Annotated in this window: 17 protein-coding genes; 11 read left to right on the top strand and 6 right to left on the bottom strand. The window is 55.0% G+C overall.

Going from position 1 to position 21,248, the window contains the following annotated elements; genetic code table 11:
* The 3 genes from AC07UR_RS17700 to AC07UR_RS17690 form a co-directional block, all read left to right on the top strand.
* The coding region (locus AC07UR_RS17700; protein ID WP_494700045.1) for a site-specific integrase at window positions 1-1,211 on the top strand (1,211 nt) is incomplete at its 5' end.
* Window positions 1,212-1,216: 5 nt separating this feature from the next.
* Window positions 1,217-1,810, top strand: a complete 594-nt coding sequence (locus tag AC07UR_RS17695) for a hypothetical protein (RefSeq protein WP_209790901.1) — start codon at window positions 1,217-1,219, stop codon at window positions 1,808-1,810.
* Window positions 1,782-3,407 (top strand): site-specific integrase, encoded by a 1,626-nt coding sequence (locus AC07UR_RS17690; protein ID WP_209790902.1) that lies wholly within the window; start codon window positions 1,782-1,784, stop codon window positions 3,405-3,407. Before AC07UR_RS17695 ends, AC07UR_RS17690 begins: the two co-directional genes overlap by 29 nt.
* Before the next feature lie 213 nt (window positions 3,408-3,620).
* On the opposite strand, the gene AC07UR_RS17685 is transcribed toward AC07UR_RS17690, so the two are convergent.
* On the bottom strand, window positions 3,621-3,923 hold the full coding sequence (locus tag AC07UR_RS17685) for a helix-turn-helix domain-containing protein (protein ID WP_234941909.1): 303 nt from the start codon (window positions 3,921-3,923) through the stop codon (window positions 3,621-3,623).
* Between the two features lie 488 nt (window positions 3,924-4,411).
* On the opposite strand from AC07UR_RS17685, the gene AC07UR_RS17680 reads away from it, so the two are divergent.
* The 5 genes from AC07UR_RS17680 to AC07UR_RS17660 all read left to right on the top strand — a co-directional run bounded on the left by AC07UR_RS17680 (window position 4,412) and on the right by AC07UR_RS17660 (window position 12,757).
* Window positions 4,412-6,421, top strand: coding sequence for an AAA family ATPase (locus AC07UR_RS17680; protein ID WP_209790903.1), 2,010 nt, complete (start codon window positions 4,412-4,414; stop codon window positions 6,419-6,421).
* Window positions 6,422-6,512: 91 nt separating this feature from the next.
* Entirely contained in the window at window positions 6,513-7,322 is an 810-nt protein-coding gene (locus tag AC07UR_RS17675; protein WP_209790904.1) for a metallophosphoesterase, read from the top strand.
* Between the two features lie 811 nt (window positions 7,323-8,133).
* Window positions 8,134-11,055, top strand: coding sequence for a class I SAM-dependent DNA methyltransferase (locus AC07UR_RS17670; RefSeq protein WP_209790905.1), 2,922 nt, complete (start codon window positions 8,134-8,136; stop codon window positions 11,053-11,055).
* A 285-nt stretch (window positions 11,056-11,340) separates the two neighbouring features.
* Complete coding sequence (locus AC07UR_RS17665; protein WP_209790906.1) at window positions 11,341-11,994, top strand: thermonuclease family protein; 654 nt, start codon at window positions 11,341-11,343, stop codon at window positions 11,992-11,994.
* 208 nt (window positions 11,995-12,202) lie between these two features.
* Window positions 12,203-12,757: a hypothetical protein gene (locus AC07UR_RS17660; RefSeq protein WP_209790907.1), complete on the top strand. Its 555-nt coding sequence runs from the start codon at window positions 12,203-12,205 to the stop codon at window positions 12,755-12,757.
* Between the two features lie 667 nt (window positions 12,758-13,424).
* Here AC07UR_RS17660 and AC07UR_RS17655 read toward each other — a convergent pair.
* Genes AC07UR_RS17655 through AC07UR_RS17645 form a run of 3 tightly spaced genes read right to left on the bottom strand, consistent with a single transcriptional unit; the run spans window position 13,425 to window position 16,755 of the window.
* The gene (locus tag AC07UR_RS17655) at window positions 13,425-14,291 is read right to left on the bottom strand and encodes a plasmid partitioning protein RepB C-terminal domain-containing protein (protein ID WP_209790908.1); all 867 of its coding nucleotides are present in this window, start codon (window positions 14,289-14,291) and stop codon (window positions 13,425-13,427) included.
* An 11-nt stretch (window positions 14,292-14,302) separates the two neighbouring features.
* Window positions 14,303-15,178, bottom strand: a complete 876-nt coding sequence (locus AC07UR_RS17650; protein WP_209790909.1) for a plasmid partitioning protein RepB C-terminal domain-containing protein — start codon at window positions 15,176-15,178, stop codon at window positions 14,303-14,305.
* Entirely contained in the window at window positions 15,178-16,755 is a 1,578-nt protein-coding gene (locus tag AC07UR_RS17645; protein WP_209791125.1) for a recombinase family protein, read from the bottom strand. Before AC07UR_RS17645 ends, AC07UR_RS17650 begins: the two co-directional genes overlap by 1 nt.
* A gap of 69 nt (window positions 16,756-16,824) precedes the next feature.
* Between AC07UR_RS17645 and AC07UR_RS17640 the strand changes: the two genes are divergently transcribed.
* Window positions 16,825-17,166: a hypothetical protein gene (locus AC07UR_RS17640; RefSeq protein WP_209790910.1), complete on the top strand. Its 342-nt coding sequence runs from the start codon at window positions 16,825-16,827 to the stop codon at window positions 17,164-17,166.
* A 535-nt stretch (window positions 17,167-17,701) separates the two neighbouring features.
* Here the strand turns inward: AC07UR_RS17640 and AC07UR_RS17635 are convergent.
* The gene (locus AC07UR_RS17635) at window positions 17,702-18,025 is read right to left on the bottom strand and encodes a hypothetical protein (RefSeq protein ID WP_209790911.1); all 324 of its coding nucleotides are present in this window, start codon (window positions 18,023-18,025) and stop codon (window positions 17,702-17,704) included.
* A gap of 846 nt (window positions 18,026-18,871) precedes the next feature.
* Between AC07UR_RS17635 and AC07UR_RS17630 the strand changes: the two genes are divergently transcribed.
* Complete coding sequence (locus tag AC07UR_RS17630; RefSeq protein WP_209790912.1) at window positions 18,872-19,519, top strand: hypothetical protein; 648 nt, start codon at window positions 18,872-18,874, stop codon at window positions 19,517-19,519.
* 292 nt (window positions 19,520-19,811) lie between these two features.
* Entirely contained in the window at window positions 19,812-20,234 is a 423-nt protein-coding gene (locus AC07UR_RS17625) for an HNH endonuclease (RefSeq protein ID WP_209790913.1), read from the top strand.
* Here AC07UR_RS17625 and AC07UR_RS17620 read toward each other — a convergent pair.
* Window positions 20,207-21,247, bottom strand: coding sequence for a competence protein CoiA (locus AC07UR_RS17620; protein WP_209790914.1), 1,041 nt, complete (start codon window positions 21,245-21,247; stop codon window positions 20,207-20,209). The genes AC07UR_RS17625 and AC07UR_RS17620 overlap by 28 nt on opposite strands.
* Window position 21,248: the final 1 nt, after the last annotated feature.

Genomic DNA, 21,248 nt, shown 5'->3' with positions numbered 1-21,248 from the left:
AACGGATGGCCCGCGCAGGATATCGACGCTCTGATGCCGTGGAACTTCGAGCCGAGCGTGATCGGCTAACCGCTTACTGTATTTCTCAGGTTGGAGCACTGTATTACCTCAATGTTCACATATTGAAGACCCTGCAGCGGACCGAGATCGTTCCAGTCCCGAAAATGGTCGTCGCTGCGGTGGATATCTTGAAGGCTGCTTCTGGCGAATCCGGCGCATCCGATAAGCCCTCGCCCCTGTTCCACGTAATGCGGCAGGACACCCCTCTGTATTTTGAATTCACCGCGAATCTCAAGGCGTTTGCCTCGTATAACGAGATACCGCCGCCCGAGGGTGAAACGGAGTGGAATTTCTCAAGTCACCAACTCCGTCGCGGAGCAGCCATTTACTACTACTATGGTAACGACTGGGGCCAGCTGGACAACGTGGCACACCTGTTGAGGCACTTTGACCCGGAGATGACCCGTATCTACCTTACAGAGGCGATATCAGGCGCTATCGGGCAACTTGAAGACGAGCTTCGAGCGCGGTCCGAAGTTGTAAAGATCATCAAGAACAAAGAACTCAAAGCTTGGATCGCGAGTATAGAGGAAGAACTTGGCAACCTTAGAGGGATGAAGGCCGAATTCGATGAGGTACGTGTGGAAGCCTATGCCTATCGAATGCTAGCAAAGGGCAAGCATGGTCTTGACGAAGCTATTGGGCATGGTGTGAAGCGGCTGAAAATGGACCGGGAAGCCATGATCGAAGCAGCGGCTGCCGATATTCGCATCAAATCTGGTGCGAATGATGAGGAGACATATCGTGAAGCTTTGTATGTCCGAGCCAAAAGACAGGCAGCCAGTCAGTTCCTGGAACCAGTCCCAGAGGGTGTCGCGCACTGCGCCGCAAATCTGAACGGTGGCGATGACCTTTCTCTTGCGGAGTGCAACAAGCTCGCAGCAGCGGGTCGGTCTCCATGGAAGTCCGCTCAGCCGGAAGGCAGGAACGCGAAGGTCAACTTGGCGTTCAGCGGCGCATACCCGTGCCTGACCTGCATTTATGGGGTAATATTTAGGTCGAACCAGCGTGTCATCAAAGAGAAGATGGCAGCGATCAAGGCAACCATTGAGACAGCACCGCATGAGGTGGCAGCGAGTGCGAGACAGGCCCAATATGATCAGATGATGGCGGCATACCAGGCGGCGGAACTGGCTGCGAAGAGAGCTTAGCTGCAATGGCAAAACAGAAATCGAAGAAGGCAAGGAATGTCACGGTCAAAGTTCGCGAGAAGCAACCGATTGGCCTGGAAAACTCGGAAAAGCTGCGAGAGAGATTGGGGATTTTCAACAAGGTATTTGGCGTCGACAGTTCCAAGCGCAACGAGCCATGGGACCGTGAGCTGACCAAGGAGGAGCTGTTCAGGACAGCGCCGCTTTTGAAGGGAAAGCGTACGCTCGTCTCATTTGTCCGGAAGGTCACTCTGCTGGTCGACATGATGGATGACCAAGACTTGCGCGACACGATTTCGGTAAATGAATACAAGACCCCGACGGCCCTTAGGCGTTGGTCGGACCCTGATCGAGGTCTCTGGCCCTGGAGTGTCCCGGAAATTGACAGTCCGGACGGGACCTATGGCGACCTGTTTCTCATCTACGAGTCGGCAGAGGCTGGCCTGGACATCATCAGAAAGGGAAAGAAATATTCCCTGCAAAAACAGATCGATGACCAGAAGCGCGTTATCGAGAATCTGGAAGCACAAATTCTCGATTTGATGGATCAACTATATAGAGCGACGAGCAATGCCGGAAAAAGTATTAGAGCGAGCTAAAGTCGTTTCGACCAGCGATTTCAGAATGAGCTTTGGAACCGACAAGTTTCATTGGTTTGGTGAAGTGCAATGCGGCATGCCAATCATAAGGTGGCCGGATGGTAGGCTTTGCCAGCCTTTGATCTTTTATTTTGGGTATCTCTGCAGACTGAATTTGGAGCAAGCCAGTTCCATGGAGCCGCGTGCCTACATGTTGCGCGAGTGGTTCTCATTCTTAACTGGCGAAGGAATACCTTGGTATCAAGCTGATGATTTTGTCATGCACCGCTGGCGGCAGCGGCAGACGGACGAAGGCGTCAGTGAAGAGCAGCGCGAAAAAAAATTGCGGAGCGTTTATCATTTCTACCTTCATGTTCCGGATGCCATGCAGCGTCTTGAAGATGGATCGCTCACGCCGGACTTCGTCGGCCGAAACAAAAGAAGCAATCTGCGCCGGTACCCGATCACCACCAAGCGCGTTCGGACCAGAAGCGGGGAGCCAATAACTGTCTGGTCTGGCTCCAGGGCGATCAAACACTCGACGCCAGACCTCACGGTGCCGGACAACGACCAGTGCGACAGGGTCCTTCTTGAACTGCGTTCTCCATCGAAGCCGATCTCCAGCAGTCAAATCTCATACATCGACCCGGTGATTAAACGCGAACGCGATTGGGCGATGGGACGGTTGATGGTGGGTGCCGGTCTTAGAGCGGATGAAGTCCCAGAGCTGAAGTTGACAGACTTGACCAAGGCGCTGGCGAATGAAGGCATTTTCAAGGGATTGGGACGAGAACGTGCGCGAAGCATTGTATCGCTCGCGGAGCTTGCTCACGATAGCGCCGCTCAGGACATCGTCCTCAAGGGACTGAAGCATTTCGAGGTGCAACGAAGAAGGCTCTACATCGGCGTCAAGATTAAGGGGAAAGGCCGGAAGGTCCGCCATGCCGGGTTTATGATCGACCTCATATATGACCTCCTTACTGTCGTGGTATGGGGCGGCCGGGCCGTTCTGATCAAGCAATGGCAGACTGTCGATCCCACCTACGAGCCGGAGGACACGCTGTTCCTCTCTTTCAAAACCAGTGATGCCCTCACGGCCGGGGCCGTCAGCGACATCATGCTGAAAGCCTTCAAGGCCGCCGATGTCGCCGGGAGCGGACATGATCTAAGGAAGAATTATGCCACGAACCTGGCTGCGAGAATCCTTAGTCGGAACCTGGATCGTTTTGGCTACTTCACACACGCAGTTCTGAACACAGTCCTCGATGAAGTTGCAACGGGACTCGGACATGCGAAGGTTACGACCACGACCAAGCATTACACCAATCTGGCCGTGGTCCATTCAACCGGACTTGAAAGCTCACGGAAGCGGAGCAGGATCATGAAGATTTGGGAAATGCTTCTGCAGAGCAAGGACATGATGGATGACGAGCGTATCCAACTTTGCGGAACGGCGATGAAGGTTTTCGCAGAGGTGCCGAAAGAGAGCCAGATGTACGGTATGCTCTCCTGGGCTATGACCAACCCGGATTATAACCCTGGTGGCCTGATCGATCTGTCTCCCGCACCAGCGACGCACCTTCGCTTGGTCAGCGACAACGGTCGATTGCCGAAGTGACAGCTCGAAAATAATATCAATCTACCGTGTCACGGCATGAGGTATCGCCTGCGCGCTCCGTCCAATTCCGTCGTCGACAGCGTGCGGGCAGCCCGAAATAATGAAGCATGCCCACCAAACGTGCTCGTTAACAGCGTCGTGCAAAGATGTTAACTCGATGGGACGCGCCCCGCCCTCGGCCCTTTGAGCGTGCGCCCAAAGAAGATAGTCGGTCTACTTCCTCTTTTTGACGGCTTCTTCTGAGGGGTCCTGTCCAATTCTGCCTGCTGGCGTCCGCCAACGGACGCCACACCCTGTCGATGACGTCGCCTCGATAAACTCGATCCCTTGAGCTTGATAGGCCTGAACAAGCGCCTCCACAGATTCCAGAGTGGCGTTGTCCCCACTCCCCCGCGCAGTCTCGCCCCGCGTTATTCCACGAGTTTCTAACTTATACACGGTGGGCCGAGCCACGCCTGCCGAAGCGGCCAGCTGACGCTGGTTCCACCCGAGCAAAGCCCTGGCAGCGCGCAACATTTCTGCAGTCGGAATAATGGCCATAAAGGCGAAAAAAGCGCGCGGGGAAAAAATGTCAACATTATTCAAAATGAATGCCATTGTTGACATTATGAACATTACAGTATTCAAAATGAATGCGCCGAAGAAGTCGGCCCTGTCGCATTCAACAGAATCACCGGAGGTCACATGCTCTCACACCCCCTCGGTCTCGAAATTTTAGCTCCTCAAGAGACGATTGAAATATACAGGCGTCTGGCTGACGACCTCGAACAGGTCGGCCGGGATGGACCCGAATCTATCGCACCCGAAGTCTCAATTTCAGACTGGATGATTGCGAAGCGTGCCGTCCCAATCCTGTTGGGTACCGTACTCGGGCATCCTCGCGTGGCGGATGGGAGACCAGCGGCGACAACAGAAATCGTTTTCTGGGACGAACACTGGCAACTCGCGCGTACCGTAAACCGCTGGTACCGTCTCGGTCGTCCTCTCGTCGGGGGCAGCAATCAGTGAAATCCGAACCCGACCAGGAATTACTCGACGAAGCTATCCAGCATTTGATGGATGCGACATCAAACTTAAGGGCAGTCATCTCTCGAACACCGGCAAAGCTGAGCCGTCGGTCGGCCCCCACCGCGTTAGCCGCGAGCCCAAGGAAATTCCTCGCGTTTTGCGGCTTCGTTAGGTTGATGCGACAGCAGAAGGATTTTTTCGCCGAAGCGACATCAGTCTTGGTGGTGACCGTGGCGCGTGACTGGCCTATCGACGATTTCGAGTATGTCGCCGATCTTTGCTTGAAGTCCGGCGACCGAGGACTCTCGACGGTAAAGACCTTCTGTCACCCGCCTCGGACAAAAAAAGGAGGCTGGGACTTTAGCCCAAGCGGCTATCTCGATGCCCAGAAGGTCATTGTATTCCTCCCACGCGGCGCGGAACTCCATCCGGAATTCGAAATCAGCGCCAATGCCGTCATCGATCTTGAAATCCTCGATGATCGACATCTCGATAGCCTCGCGCGGCAGTTGGATACAGGTCCACTTTCGGCGCAGGAGAAGGAACAGCTCAGACAACACGACCCGACGTTCATCGATTCCATCTTCCGTAGAGGTCGCTCGACTGCCGCTGCGCTGACCAGACTTGAACGACTTTTGACGAAACCGGCAAAGGGGCCAAGATTGGTCCCGCTGGCTTCATATGGTGAGGCCGGGAAATGGGGCGTGAGGTTCAAAACCGATCTCCGCCTATGGCGAGCCGGTCAGTTGGATTGGTCTGAACTGGATCGGGGTGTCCTTTTGTATGGCCCGCCGGGGATCGGTAAGACTTCTTTTGCGGCGTCACTCGCCTCAGAATGTGGTGCCCATTTGGTGGCGACGTCGCTTTCCAAATGGCAGAGCGCCGGTCACTTGGGTGACCTGCTTAAAGCGATGAGGCAGGATTTTGCCGAGGCTCGCGACAGAGCCCCGTCGATCTTACTGATCGACGAAATCGACAGTGTCGGGGATCGTCGCTCATTTTCCGGCGATAACCGGCACTACTGCATCGAGGTCGTAAATGCCCTTCTGGAAGCCTTAGACGGCGTGGCCGGTCGCGAGGGCGAGGGCGTGGTCGTCGTCGCATCGACGAATTTTCCTGAAGCCCTCGACCCAGCTCTGCTGCGGTCAGGTCGGTTGGAAACACACGTGGAGATGAAGCGGCCAAATACAATTGAGCGTGCGCATATCCTTGAGTTTTACCTGCCCGCGCTCGATGCCCCCAAGGAATTCTATGAGATTGCCCGGCAGCTAAACGGAAAGACAGGAGCCGATCTAGAACGCCTGGTTCGTAGAGCAAAACAGCGGGCACGGGCTGAGAACCGAAAGCCGATGATCGCGGACATCTGGGCTGTCGTGCCGAAGCGACCACCCCTCAGCGATGAAGATCGATGGCGAATTTGCATCCATGAAGCTGCTCATGCGGTGGTGACCGAGCTTTCTGATCTAGGAAGCGTGACCTGCGTCGAAGTGTTCGACGATAGGCACGACTGTGTTGACGCGTATGAAGCGCTGGGTCGGACGTCGTTAGATTCCCCGGTTCCCGCTTTGAGAACGGAGGCATGGTTCCGTTGGGACATCGCAATCAGCTTGGCAGGGATGGCTGGTGAAGAACTTGTTTTCAGCAATCGCTCGACTACAGCCGGTGGCTCGCGTGGAAGCGATCTAACGAGCGCGACCGACGCTGCAGCATTGATGATTGCCAGGTTTGGCCTCGGAAAGCGGCTATCGGTATTTCCTGACGATGTCGACCGTCCGGTCTACAAGGTTTTTCAAGAGGCACCCAGACTCAGAGCCGACGTCGATGAAATCCTGCGCGCAGAATATTCGCGAGCAAAGAGTCTGCTCGATGCAAACCTCAACACCGTGATCACCCTCGCCCAGGCACTGAAGGAAGAAAGACGACTGGAAGCGGAACGTCTGCGGACCCTCTTGCGAGGCCTGTCCGCAGCAGAAGGTCCAACAAAACTTGTTGGAATGTCAGGCTGACCCATCGTGGCCAGTCCTCAGGGACGGTCGGTGCTGACCATTTTTCACCGGTCTCTCTCCCTTTGTCCCCTTTCTCCGGAAGGAAATGACCTTGAAGGCTTGGATCGTCAGCGACATGCACGTCAACAATTCCGAACTTGCTCGGAATTCCCTTGAAGTCCCGGATGCAGATGTCTGCATCTGCGCGGGTGATGTTTCTGGCATTGTAGAGATGTCGGTGCAATTCGTTCTCCGAAACATCAGCCCTCGGATGCCGGTCGTAATGACTCTAGGCAATCACGAATTTTACGGAGCTACCATAGACGCGGGGCTTAAAACCGCGAGGCGAATGACAAAAGGCACGAACGTCACCGTGCTCGAAAATGAGACCTTCTTTTTTGGAAACGCGCGGATAGTTGGCGCGACGCTGTGGACCGATTTTGAAATCGAACACGGCGTCGAGAGCGAGCTGCCGGTTCCTCAACGGAAGGCCTGCGCAATCAATGTTTGCAAGCACTATATGATGGATTTTCACGCCATATTTCGCTCGGATTGGCCCGAACGCGGGATTCCCGGGCTTGTCACTCCCAAGGAGTTAATCGAGCGCCACATAAAAAGTCGCACCTTCATCGCCAGCGAACTGGCCGATAAATTCGATGGGCCTACCGTGGTCCTATCACATCACGCACCGCTGCCTCGATCACTACATCCTCAGTTCAAGGGGCATCCAAGCAATGGCGCATTCGCTTCCGACCTTTCTGCGATAATCGAGCAGGGCAAACCCGACCTTTGGGTGCATGGCCATGTGCATCACTTCCTCGACTATCGAGAAGGCACCACGCGCGTCATCTGCAATCCGCGAGGATACGAGCGTGAACGCGCTCACACCAGCTTTATCTCCGGTTTGGTGGTCGATATCTAATCTCGGGAGCCAGGCAGCCCAGACCTGAAACAATACTCCCTTAGAACGGCCGCGATTGCTCGGGCGTCGTCCATTGTCATACAGCTATAACCGTCTCCGTTTTGTCGCACCTCTTCAAGAAGTTGTGCCGCAACGCGATTTATATCGTCCTCTACCTCCCGCATCTTCGCTTGCGATCCAATAGTTCGTATCTTTGACATGGTCGGCTTAACCCAATCACTCCTGTTTAAAGGATTGGGGCGGTTTTCCTGCGCGTCAAGCTACCAACAATGCAGCGCCCACATTTTGCCTGAGCGCGTTCTCTGCATGCTCGAACCGGCCACCAGGTGCAAACTGGCTCGTACGGAATGGAAAAAGCCGCCCGGCCTCGGCCGCACCGCTTTCGACCCAAGGCGCAGATATGTTGAGACCGATGAAATTTCCGAACCCGTTAGACAGGGAAAAGATCGGTCCTGGAAGAAGTCTTAGCAACCCAGTTATTGAGCGGGTCGTCTTTGCTGAAACCCGATTCATCATCGTCAGGCTCAAGTTTCGAGGGGATAACGCAACCAAAGAGAGTGATTGTGGGCTCTAAATGCGGCGCGGGCTGAGGCCATGGAGGGCAAACAACCCGTCCTCGCGCCGAGGCTTTTGGGCGGCCACAATGTCAGCGTGTTCTGCCAGCCCATCTTCTTAGCCCAATTGCAGGCTTGGGATGCAAGGCCGATCAATGCTGTGCCCAAATCTATCGTGGATTGTTAGCGATTTCCCTTTACTTTTGCGCCAACAGCGGCTGCTCAAACGTCGCCTAATGTGCATGGGATGGAAATGCGTGTCTAAAGTCGTCGACGATCTTAAATCCTTTCAAGCATATGTCGCGTTACTCGATGGGGACGAAAAGGGCGAAGCTCAGGTCTTTTGCGACAGACTATTCAAGGCATTTGGTCATGATGGATATAAAGAAGCAGGAGCTTCCCTAGAGTTTAGGATTAAAAAAAGATCGAGCAAGGGCACCAGTTTTGCCGATTTGATCTGGAAGCCCCGTCTTCTCCTAGAGATGAAAAAGCGAGGAGAGAAGCTCCAACTTCATTATTACCAAGCGTTCAATTATTGGCTAAACGCCGTTCCGAACAGGCCACGCTACGTGGTTCTCTGCAATTTTGATGAATTCTGGATTTATGACTTCGACCGTCAGCTCGACGAGCCGGTTGATCGGATTGCGGTCTCCGAACTTCCCGTCCGCTATACTGCCCTGAATTTCTTATTCCCTGAAGATCGACAACCGATTTTCAACAACGACCGGGAAGCGGTATCTCGTCGGGCGGCTGACCAAACAGCGGAACTCTTCCGGAGCTTAGTAGGAAGACCTCAAAAGCCGATTCCCCGACATGAGGCGCAGCGCTTCGTGCTACAGCTAGTGGTTGCCATGTTCGCCGAGGACATCGACATGCTTCCGGCTGGTACAGTTACATCGATCATTCGCGACTGCCTTAAGCACGGCATGTCCTCTTATGACCTGCTTGGTGGGCTTTTCCGTCAGATGAATGACCCCAAACCGGCGAAAGGTGGCCGCTTTGTCGGCGTTCCCTACTTCAACGGCGGACTGTTCGCAGAAGTCGAGGCAATCGACCTTGCGCCGGGGGAGATGGCGCTTATAGGCGGTGAGGAAGGTGTGGCCACAAAAGACTGGTCCAAGGTCAATCCCGCGATCTTCGGCACGCTCTTTCAACAAAGCATGGACGAAAAGCTCCGGCATCAGCACGGTCGCCACTTCACGTCCGAGGCCGACATTCAGCGCGTCATTGGACCCTGCATCGTTCGCCCATGGCAGGCGAGGATTGACGCCGCTAAGAACCGCCAAGAGCTTTTGGCGCTGCGGCGAGAACTATCAGAGTATCGCGTTCTGGACCCGGCGTGCGGAAGTGGAAATTTTCTCTATGTGGCATTCCGCGAACTGGCACGCCTCGATATTCAGCTCATGATGCGCCTGAAGCTGATGATCAGCAGAAAAGATTTTCTGAACCAAGCGAAGTTGCTGAGTGTAATCAGCCCACGTCAGTTTTTCGGAATGGACAATGATCCCTTCGGCGTCGAGCTGGCCAAAGTGACTCTGATGCTCGCCAAAAAGCTTGCGTTGGACGAGGCAGTAGAGACCTTCGCAGAAGGAGAAGGCGAGTTTCAGCGGGGAACGAAGGAATTCGCCTTTCACAACGAGGAGGCACTGCCCCTCGACAATCTCGACAACAACCTCCTTCTCGGCGACGCGCTGTTTATGGAATGGCCGGACGCCGAAGTAATCGTCGGCAACCCACCTTATCAGAGCAAGAACAAGCTTCAGGCGGAACTTGGCCCTGCATACTTGCACAAGCTCCGCGAGCGTCACCCGGAGGTGGATGGTCGCGCAGACTATTGCGTTTACTGGTATCGTCTGGCGCATGACCGCCTGAAGGACGGACAGCACGCAGGGTTGGTCGGGACGAACACTATTCGACAGAACTACAGCCGCCATAGCGGCCTGGACTATATCGTCGGGAACGGCGGAACGATCACCGAGGCCGTCTCAAGCATGATCTGGCCGGGTAAGGCAGTCGTTCATGTGTCCATCGCCAACTGGATGAAAGGGGACGCTCCAGGGCCGAAGCGGCTATATATCCAGGAGGGGAATATCATTAACTCCGGCTGGCGCTTTGCCGACCTCGACCGTATTCCCTCCTCGCTTTCATTCGCACTCGATGTCACTAAGGCCATACCGCTTATCACCAATACACGCGGCGGCTGCCATCAGGGGCAGACCCACGGCCACGAGGGTTTCTTAGTCGCCAAGGAAACGGCAGAGGCGCTGTTGAAAAAGAAGCCCGCTTACTCGGCGGTCCTGAAGCCGTTTATGATCTCCGACGACCTGATGGGCGAACAAGGCGGAAAGCCATCCAGATACGTGATTGACTTCACCGGCCTTGAGCTACTGGAGGCCAGGGAGTTCCCAGAGCTATTTTCTCAGGTTGAGACAAGCGTTCTTCCTGATCGCATCAAGGCTGCTAAGAAGGAGGCCGAGCGGAACAAGGAGCTTCTGGATGATAATCCCAAGGCAAAGGTAAACCGCCACCACGAAGGCTTTCTAAAACGCTGGTGGCAAATGTCCTATGCACGCGCCGATATGATTTCAGAGATTACCGAACTTCCACGATATATCGCATGCGGGAGGGTCACGAAGCGCCCGATTTTCGAGTTCGTCTCACCGAGCATTCGACCCAACGACGCTCTAACGGTGTTTTCTCACGCGGACGACTACACGTTCGGAATTCTCCAGTCGTCGGTTCATTGGCTTTGGTTTGTGGAACGATGCTCCACCATCAAAAGCGATCCCCGGTACACGTCCAACACGGTCTTCGATAGCTTCCCGTGGCCTCAAGCGCCGACCGGCCGCGCCATCTCGGACGTAGCGGCGGCGAGCGTACATCTGCGTGATGAACGTCGCCGCCTGCTCGCCAAACATAATATCACCCTTCGCGAACTCTACAGGTCCATAGAACTGCCGGGCGATCATCCGTTGAAAGTTGCGACGGCCACGCTGGACGACGCAGTACGGAAAGCATACGGGATGGCGAAAAAGCAAGACCCGCTGCAGTTCCTACTTGATCTCAATCTCGACTTGGCAAAGCTCGAAACTGACGGCAAGGCGATCATCTCCCCCGGTTTGCCGCCCTTTGTAAAGAAGCCCGCCCAATTTGTTACAGCAGACTGCATCCAACCATAGATGCCGAATTCTAGGCCGTTGGGCCGATGGCAGGCCGGAAAATCGCCTTGATTAATGTAGCACAATTTTAGCAATTCTTGGCAAACGGAGCAGGCTTCGGCGAACCCAACGCATTTAAACATCAAGAAAACCGAGAGCCCGCGCCTTCGACAGCGCCGGGCTATCCCGACCCAACCTGCGGATTCTGTGAAAAATCACGCCCAAAAATCCACAACAGAAATGCTCATTCCAATATGTCTGGCATCCAACGTATTCTGCGCCTTCGAATCGGCAGCGGAATCTGCAATGAAACCCTTACTCGGCTTGTTTGTTCTTATGCTTACCGGAGGCATTGCCGACGCAGCACCTTCGTTGCGCGTGGTGGACGGCGATACCTTGGAACTCAGTGGCGTAGTCTATCGCCTACATGGCATCGATGCGCCGGAAGCCGGTCAAAAATGTACGAAGCCCGACGGAAAATCCTGGGCTTGCGGAAAAGTTGCCATTTCAGTTCTCGAAGAACTCGTCCTTGGCCAGGATGTCCGTTGTGATGATCGCGGCCAGGATGACTATGGCCGGACAATCGGTGTCTGCACGGTTGGAACCCGGGATATCAACGCAAGGATGGTCGTCACCGGCAACGCCTGGGCCTTCCGCAAATACTCGGCCGACTATGCCGATCTCGAAGACAAGGCTCATCAGGACCATGTCGGCGTATGGCAGGCCGACACGCAGCCTCCTTGGGAATATCGGGCAGAGAAGTGGGCAGTGGCCCAACAAGAGTCGCCCAACGGGTGCCCGATCAAGGGGAACATTTCAGAAAACGGCCATATCTACCATGCCCCATGGTCCCCTTGGTATACGAAGACGAAGGTCAGCGTCGATAAGGGAGAGCATTGGTTTTGCTCGGAAGCCGATGCGATCAAGGCCGGTTGGCGGGCTCCCTACTGGGGAAGATGAGTTGAGGGCGTTTCGGCAACGAACGTGCGCGGAGACACGGTGAAGATTGCCGACAGCATAAAGGTCGGAGAAACGATCATCCGCGCGAACCGGTCTTAGTTGACGGGAGCCATGGCCAGATGTTCGGGCGACACGGAACAATGCGGCTGCTGCATCTACTGCGAGTGCGGCCTGATTCTCCTACATCAACAGCTCGAACACCATCTCAATGACGCTGGGGGACGCCGTGGGCGAGGCAAAGCGTAAGCTGGAAGAAGCGAGGACGTCATTCCTTGCGGAACTGGAAAAATGGTCGTTCCCGCCAACGGAGTGGGAAGCGCATACGGTCGCTGAAATCAGCCAGCTTCCCGTCGTAAAGGTCACCCGCTATCCCGACGAACACTTGGCATATATGCGGATGCCACCGCGAGAGTGCCACGCCAACGCTCGCTTCATGCAGGACAACGATCCGGACAAGCAGTTGCGGCAGGTCACCGGCTGGTGGCCGCAAGACGGACAATACGTCTTACATTCCGTCGTCGATCAACACGGCGAATACGTTTGCGTGACCCCTGCACCGATGTATGTCGGCCGCACGTTCGATTTCATACCGGACGAAAAGATCGAGTGGCGTGATGAAGGTGACTTCCACACGGCATATCGGGACGGGATTGAAATCGGGCCTGGCGTTCGTGCCGACCCCGCGAAGACCCTTGCAGAACTCGAAAGTATGCGGCAGCGCCTGCTGTCCGGCATGAATCCGTATCAAGCAGTTAAGCGCTGACCGGCAATCGGGCGGTTCTTGGGGATACGGCGTCTTGATGATTGGCCGACTCCATTGCATTATCCTCGGGCCCTCGACTTTGAGGGGAACCAACGTAAGGAAGAAGAAATGCTGAGGGATAAACCCGGCTGGGTAACCCACCACTAGAATGACGCAGGGTCGAGCGAACCATACGCACGGCCCATCAATCAACATGGAGACCTACGTCTGCGTGACACCGAGCCGATGCGCTCGGGCCGGTTTCGCACTATTTAATTAACCAATGCTGCCTACGGCTATTATGCTGGGCGAGCAGACTTCGCACCTCGCGAAAGTTCGAACCAACATGATCATGCCGCTCTCAACAACCAGGCGAATCTCCGTCATCTTGACAGGGCTCGCACTTACGTTGGCCCCCTTGACTGCTCCTCTCGCTAACGAACGCGCTTCTACTGAGCGGAGTATGGCCGACTTTATCGGCGACCATCCTGATTGCATGGAATTCAGCGACGGCTGTTCCATATGCGCCATCGCAGACGGGCAAGCCAATTGCTCCACGCCAACGATTGCTTGCATCAAGAAGTCCTACGCATGCACCCGACGCGTGGGTGATTGATCGCGCCGCGAGTTGGCGGCGAACGCAAGGTAGTATTCGGCCACCCTGCGTTCACTGCAACCCACAGCCGATCTACGCCGCCTTACGAAGGTCAGCGATCTTTTGAAACTCGGAAAGGATATCTGGGAAGAACTGCGCCAAATAGCGCACCACGCGTGCGTTACCAAGTAGGCGGGTGAGATGACCAGTAACCAGGACGAGATCAAGGTGATCCGCGCCGTAATCCTGCTCGATGGTCTTGAATTCGCGGTCGAGGGTCGCGGCCTCATGCTCCATCATGGCAATTTGGCTTTCGCTCAGTCCACCGATCTTCTTCTTCGGACGCACGAGCAAGACGTCCGGCGTCGCGGCGACCAAGGACTGAGCATAGGTTATCGTGAACTTATTCATTGCAATCATCAGCTGAGCGGCCTCGATTTGGCGCATCGACTTCATCTTTTTCAACTGACCGATGGTATTGATCGGAACGTGTTTGTCCTTAAGCATCTCAATAGCTTCCGGACAAATCCCGTCCAACAAACTCTTCTTGTGGCGAATGCTGGAAATATTGACGTTTAGCGCACGCGCAAGACGCTCCTCCGGCACCCCCTTCTCAATCGCGTTGAGGATCATCTTGTGTTCCTGGATCGTCGCCAACCGGCTGATCCGGCGATTGTAAGTGTATGCCTCGTCTTCCGTCGCCACCAGACAGACAACCTCGGTCTCGTTCCTCTTGGCGAGCACGTCGAGTCGGATATGGCCATCAAGTAAGTGGAAAAGGTCGGGTTGCCGTCGGTCGCGGATAACAACCGGGGGCTCGATTATGCCGACTTCCGCTATGGAAGCCGCTATTTGCATATATTTGACGGACTTAAGCACGGACGCGGTGAGTTGCTTCAGCGGAAGAATCTCAGCAATCGGTATTCGGAGACTTGTGCTCTCAAAGGAAAACTGGACCATTTTGCACACACCTATCTCTGAAGTCTTTTTGCCACGGCGTCGGGCACTGATGTGAACCCTTCTTCCGCGAGAATGGCGGTGAACTGATTGTCGGCCAGAAGCTGACGCATGGCCTCCGTTATGAACGTCAGGCGAGCTTTTGCGGTTTCGGCACGGCGTATCAACATACGTTTTCGGTCGGCGTCTTCTTGAAATGCTTTTAGCAAGACCTCCGACGACAGAGGCCGCGACTTGGGCTTGGTAGTGTACTTCAATCCTTTTCCCTGCTGTCGCCGCATCTCAACAATACGCTTGGCGATCAACAGCTTCCTGCCACGGAGAAGCTTCTTTTCGTATGCGGTTTGCAGGGCAGCTTGAATCTCGTGGTCCTCGGCTTCGGCTATCTCCAAAGCAACGCTGAATGGAATCTGACCGGATTCGACCGACCTCAGTAACCTTTCCTCGCCCTTCTCCAGCAACCGGATTACAGCATGGATGTATTCCGCAGATAATCCGATCATCCGGGCAATTTCCGGGACGCTGTAGCCGCGCTCCTTCATCCCGCCAATATCGTGAAGGAGATCGATTGCCCTGTGTTGCCTACGGGCACAGTTCTCGACCAGGCTGGCAACCAGGCAGTCCTCCTCATTCGCGTTGACGACGAGTGCGGGGACCTCGTGCTGTCCCAAGGCCTTGAATGCCTCGAGCCGCCCTTGGCCACACACGAGGTCATAGAATGGCCCTCCGGCCTCCATGCGGCGCGTAACGGTAATCGGACGTTTGAGCCCGATTTGCTCGATGTTCGCGATGATTTCCTTGAAGTGCTTCTTGTTTCGAATACGGGGGTTGAGCACCGTGATTTTGTTTATCGGGATCATCTCGACCTTTTGGGCAGGAATAGCAGCCATTACGCCACCTCCATGAGCGACCTACGAGCCGTCATCGCGTAGAAACGTGAAAGGGATTCACAACGGTATGCATCGAGAGAAAGGCCATTGAATTCGCAGAGCCGCAGAACCGCTTCGTGCATGTCGAGTAACGGCAATAGGTAATAATCGTATGGTTCCGAATTTCCGGGCCCCATCCGAAGCACCACCGTGAGGTCGGGCTTGAGAGCCGTATCAAGTCGCACTTTCCATCGCAGCGCCCCCGCCGATGTTCGAAGGCATCGGACGACAACGAGAGATGCGGTGAACTCCTCATTTATCGTGAGCAGGTCGGTCTCAGGATTCTGCAGCACCGTGCCGCCCGCCGCTTGGAGACCTTGGATTATCTCTTCGAGCAGCTTTGGGTACATTCGGCGCAGTGCCCGGTTGACCTCCAGATAACGGTAGTCGCGATCCGGAGCGAAGCCGACCAAAGCATATGCCCGCAGCAAGCTACCAAACCGATGCGAGTATGAGCTGCTCGACGGGCAGTCATCCGCCTCATCAATTATCAAGCCAGACAAGTAGCCCTGTTTTTCCAACACCTCGGCCAGCTTCTGCAGCATGGCGTCATCTGACAAACGCTCTGCCCGGGCAGCGATGATGGTTCGGGCCCTTTGGAATAGCTCATGGGGTACAATACCTTCGAAAGCACCGTCGGCGCGGACCCATTCCGACTCCGGATTCTTTACGTGGGCTTGCTTGAGCTTAAACGAGGTGCGGCCCCAAACGTTGTTTCCGACGTATTTCTCGTTGATCAGCACCTGATGGACGGCCCCCCGGGACCAGGGGCGATCCAAGTCTGTTAGGGTGCCCTCGGCATTCAGGGCTTCCGCGATTTCGGCTTCGACCCGGTCTTGAACAACAAAGAGATCATAAATCCTTCTCACGACGAGAACCTCACGCTCCGGCCCTGGAACGAGAATGACCCTATCGGTGGCGATACTCTTGTGTTCACCGCGCGAAAGTTCGGACTTGGGGTTGCCGTGTTGGTCGATGAGTTGGCGGCGCAGGCCAAAACCGGGGACGCCGCCCTGCCTGTAGCCTAAGCGAATAAGGTTGGCCTGACCGTTGAACACTTTGACAGAGAGTTCGCGACTGTACTCGCCAGCCATCGCCCGCTTGACCGTTTTGATGATCGACGAACCCATGCTGCCATCATTCTCGAATTGCTCCGCGCAGTAGTGAACAAGAATTCCTTGGCGCTTGCAGCGAAGCTCAATTTCGGCGGCTTCGTCGGGGTCCTGGAATCGTCCCCAGCGGCTCACATCGTAGACGAGCACGGCTTTATAATCAGCCTGCGCCCCTTCCACATCGGAAAGCAGGCTTTGGAGAGCATCTCGCCCCACCAGCCGTAGTCCGCTTTTGCCTTCGTCTGCGTAGGTGCGGACAATTTCGAAGCCGGTTTTCTCGGCGTATCGGCGGATTACGGCGATCTGGTTGTCAGTCGAATACTTCTGATGCTCGGTCGACATCCGAACATAAGCAGCAGCTCGAATCTGAGGTCGTTCGGCGGATGACTTTCCATCACTCGCCTTCTGGCTCCAATCGATGACCATCACATGTCAACAATTCCATTTACGGATTATGGCCGGGGCGACGGCAGTATAGACCTAGGAGGCAGAACAATGGTTCCGAATAAGGGCACAATTGTTCCGACACGAGAGCACTACGCCATCGAGATTTCACAGGCGCTGAAGGAAGACATCGGAATAAACCCGGCCGCGACCAAGACAATCATGCGTTGGACCGGGGCAAGTGATCGAGCGGTTAAGTATTGGCTCAATGGAGAGAGGGAGCCGGGAGGCTGGCACTTGGTACAGCTCGCAAGGAACTCCGACGCGGTGCTGCACGCTTTCCTGCATATGGCCGGGCGTGACCTATTCGAAGTATCGATTGAGCTGAATGCCGCCCAAGTATCACTCGCGCGTGCGGCGGCCATCATCAGCGCTCTGGCCCCACGTCGCTGAGCACTTCGTGGCTAGCGGTGAAATAGAGGCTTGGTAGGCTCCTGCTTTGGGTAGCGGAGAGCGGTCGCCAGGATGGCTCGTGACGAGCTTTCCGAACCCGGCCTCCTGCCTACCCAAGTCGCTTCAAGGTTACGCCGCCTCGTCTACAACCATAACAGGGTTACATGTTAAAGCGTTGATAGAAACCATGCTGTAACGAAGAAGCAGAAAGCAATCACCCATGTTGCGCTCAGAGCCTTTGCCTCTCGCTTTCTGTGGGTGAAGAAATAATTGAGATACCGCCCCTGCTTGTCCATTAGAGGCAAGTCTTTCAATGCAATTTACCCGATCAGGACGATAAAGAGAGATGCCGATACCAAGGCACTGATTCCAAACACACTCGTAAAGAAGCCATTTGGACCAACCATTTCTTGCATCTCTTTGCTCTCCGCTGTTCAAGTCGCCTTTGGACCGCGCCGTTCCAGCATATCGCTGTTTAACGGGAGGTCATCGCCCGTTAAGGCGTCCAGATCGCGATCTGCGGCGTGGCGGGAAACTAGGATATGGCTTCGGCGTACCGACGCAGGGCCATTCCTGCAAACAGCATAACCATCATCATCGCGTAGGTGGTGATGAAGAGGACCCGGAAGAAGTTTGCGAGAGGGGAAATTTTCACCCCAGATAGCTGACTAACAGGCACCCCACGCGGCTTCGTCACCCGCAGTCCCAGTAAACTGACTATAACGGCAAAAAAAAGCTCGGCGAGATATGGGTCCATCCAGTCCGGGACTCTTACAAAGCCCCAATTGAATGCAAATGCGCAATTAGCTGAAAGCAATATCATAGGTGCCGCGAAGCAAAACAATTTTGCGTATTTCATATGTGACCACTTTCCCGCTTGGTGTGCCCAAGAGGCACGATGACGTATACCAGTGGTTGAGTATAGTAGCTCGATTGAGTGAATTGACGGGTGAGCTTCAGACTCGGCAAACTCGCGGCGAAAGCAGGGCGGCCGAGGAATAAAGCTCACCCGGCCACAAACGGGCACCTCCGATGATTGCCAATTTCGCCAAGGGCGCGGTTGTGGTCGGCATCTGCGCTCTCCTTGCCGGATGCTTGCCAGGGGAGTGCGACCGCCCCCTGCCTCCGCTACTGCGCGATTTATCGGCTGTCGACGAAGGGGATGTGTGGAGCCCCGGGTGCGGACTTTCCGCAGGGAAGAAACAGGCTTTTTCGCCGGAGCTTACAAGGCGCTTGCAGGTGCTGTTCCCGCCCAACATTGTTGCAGCCGCTGTAGAACGAGACCTGTTGTCGATGGGATTCAAGGTCGTTTCACCATGTCCCAACGTTCCGAGCGCTCGTCTAGCCCAGTTTCTCCAAAAAGGGTGTCCGTTCCCGATGGACGCCAGGCTAACGTGGCACCGAACTGAGGACGGAAAAGTGGCCGGGCTTAGCGGCCACGTCTTTTACAAACCCACCGGCGAATACCGCTGATTTCCGCGCCTTCGGTCTTTACGCCGCCCTCCGCTCTTGTCCCCCTCAGATGGCGGCATGAACACGACTGTCACCGCTCTTGTGCCGCACCGTGGGCAGTGAACCGCCTATCTCGGCGCGACGCATTAGAACGGCATGTCGGCGCTCTTTAATCGTCCGCAATTTAGCATTGCCTTAATCTAGATACGATAAGAACGCACTCATTGTTGTCCGGGATATCGATGTAACCATTGTGATCGGAACACATCTTAATCTTAAATATAATCGACGTGAGGCAGAGAAGCGCTTTGCCCGGGTTTATGCAACGGCCCCAGGTGACCGATGCATTTATTGCGGTATGCCTAATGACGGCAAATTCGACCACCAGCCGCCGGTCTATATTCTTCACCGGTTTGCCAACGGCGGTCTCGTTACCAAGAAACAGATTCAGGAGCATTTCGGCCAGTGTAAGCTTGTCCCATGTTGCACGATTTGTAACATGGGACTCGGTGCCTACCATGGCTTGAGCGATACCGAGCGACGAGCAGAAATCGTGAACTGGTTTCTCGAAGATGAGCGATTTCCTGAAGACAAATTGGTACTCGCTCTCGGATGTCGGCTCATCGAGGAGCGATTGCAGGGAAAGCGCGACAACGAGATTTACGAATTCCCTGGCGTTGGTCGCATCATCTATACGAATGCCTTGATGGGCCTGATTGACGGCGACTTTCGGGGTCCCGAGGATTTTCCTGATTGGTTAAAGCTTGCGCAATCAGAACTTGCGGATTGGCTTCGAGCCGCGCCCAAGCGCAAGGCTCGATATTTTCTCGATATGGCCAAATTGGAAAGCTACGAACTCTTGCCGCACGCCAGAAGCGATCCTCGCGGCCAGTTCGAATGATTGGTCGGTAGCCCCACCTGCGTCGCGGGCGGTGATGGCCTCTGGAGCGGTCCTGGTTGACAATCTGGCTAACCCATTTACCTTGAGATTGGACGGAGGCAAGACGTACTGCTTGCTTGGGGTTGGTTGAAGACCCGTCAGCGTTGCGCAGATAAGGCGCTCGTATCGTTCAAAGACTGCGGAGTGACGCATTTGTATGCGTCGTCTTGTGCGAGGAATATCCTCCCAACTGAGGGGCGGCTCTTAAGTCGCTGCACGTCCGCTTCAGCAATGAAGCAACGGACGTGGACTCATGAAACCAAACAGCCGAATACGAAATCTCAGACGTAAGGCAGCGGAGAGCCAAGGGTGGCAATGCTACTACTGCCAGCTGCCCATGTGGGAGACCGATCCAAAAAATTTCAGCGCACGCTTTCGAATATCAGACCGGGCCGTCTTTCTCTTCCGGTGCACTGCAGAGCATTTGGAGGCTCGGTGTGACGGAGGGCGCGATATCGAAGAGAACATCGTCGCCGCTTGTCATTACTGCAACAGAACTCGGCACCGACCGAAGCGGCCGAAAGATGCAGCGTCCTATGCCAGCTTTGTTCGATCCAGGATGAAGCAAGGTCGATGGCATCCCGTCAGGTTAGCTCATCAGACGCCTGAGGCCGACACATTGCAACAAATTCAGCCGATGTGGTGCTGTTACATGCCAAGCTCACCGGGTGAATAAACAGCCCATTCGGGTTGATCTCCCATCTCTTCTTCGATTGCCTGCTTCCAGTCCGGGGTTATCTGAATTGGAAACGAACTTACGATTTCCTCCGAATGACGGGCCTCGATTTCAAAAAATTCCCCGACAATGCTGTCGCATCGGTAGCACCCATTGCTCATGTACTGTCGTTCTTGGGTCTTGCTGAAACGCTTTTTCAAGCGACCCATCTTGGAGTCCCGAGGCAGGTGGCTGAGGACCTCATTCAAGAGTGCGGGGTATTCCCCCAATTGCGGGACCGAGAAGGTGCTCGTATGGGGACCGAACACGACGTCAACTCCCGTGACTATTTTCGTCTTCACACGGCATTTCTTTTTCCAGCACTCGATCTCCCCAACCCGGATATGAGCAACCGCCCCGCCCTGAGAAGGTATCCCAAACCGGAACCGGCCACCAAATACTGCGTCAAGGAACGCCTCGACAGACAACTCCTGGGAATAAGCCACGCGGGCGGGATACGTCCCATCGACTTCGAGAATCTGCGCGGCGGGCAGAGCTTCAGTCGTTGGAAAGCCAGGCTTCTTAAGCAGCCAAAGGCAGCGAATTCCGGATTGCCTGTATCGTTCCTGCCTTCTCATTGTCTCGTCATTGGTTTGGGATGACCATTGGATTTCGATTGCCACCCGGGCGTTGTTCTTTTGCACCAAGACGTCGGCTATCCATGTCTCACCGGACGGAGTAGCCCCTGCAACCTCGGTCTTTGCGTCCCATCCGTGCTTACGAGCAACCTCAACGGCAATCTGCTTCAGTCGCAGGTGAACTTCTGTTTCCGGCGCTGTCGTACAATCACCAACCGTTTTGTGCACGAAATGCTGTGTTCCCCGATGTCTCCGTAAAGTCACCTCCGCCGGACAACAGGGCATCCGAAGCGAACGGCATTTGCGGTTGTGCTCAATCAGCGTCTGCCATGCCTCCGGAGACAAATCGAACGCATAGAGATCAGCACCAGTCTCATCAACGCATCGCAGGGACATT

It is taken from the genome of Ensifer sp. GW821-FHT05G01, from assembly GCF_059419585.1.
This window is presented reverse-complemented; position numbering and strand designations above follow the sequence as displayed.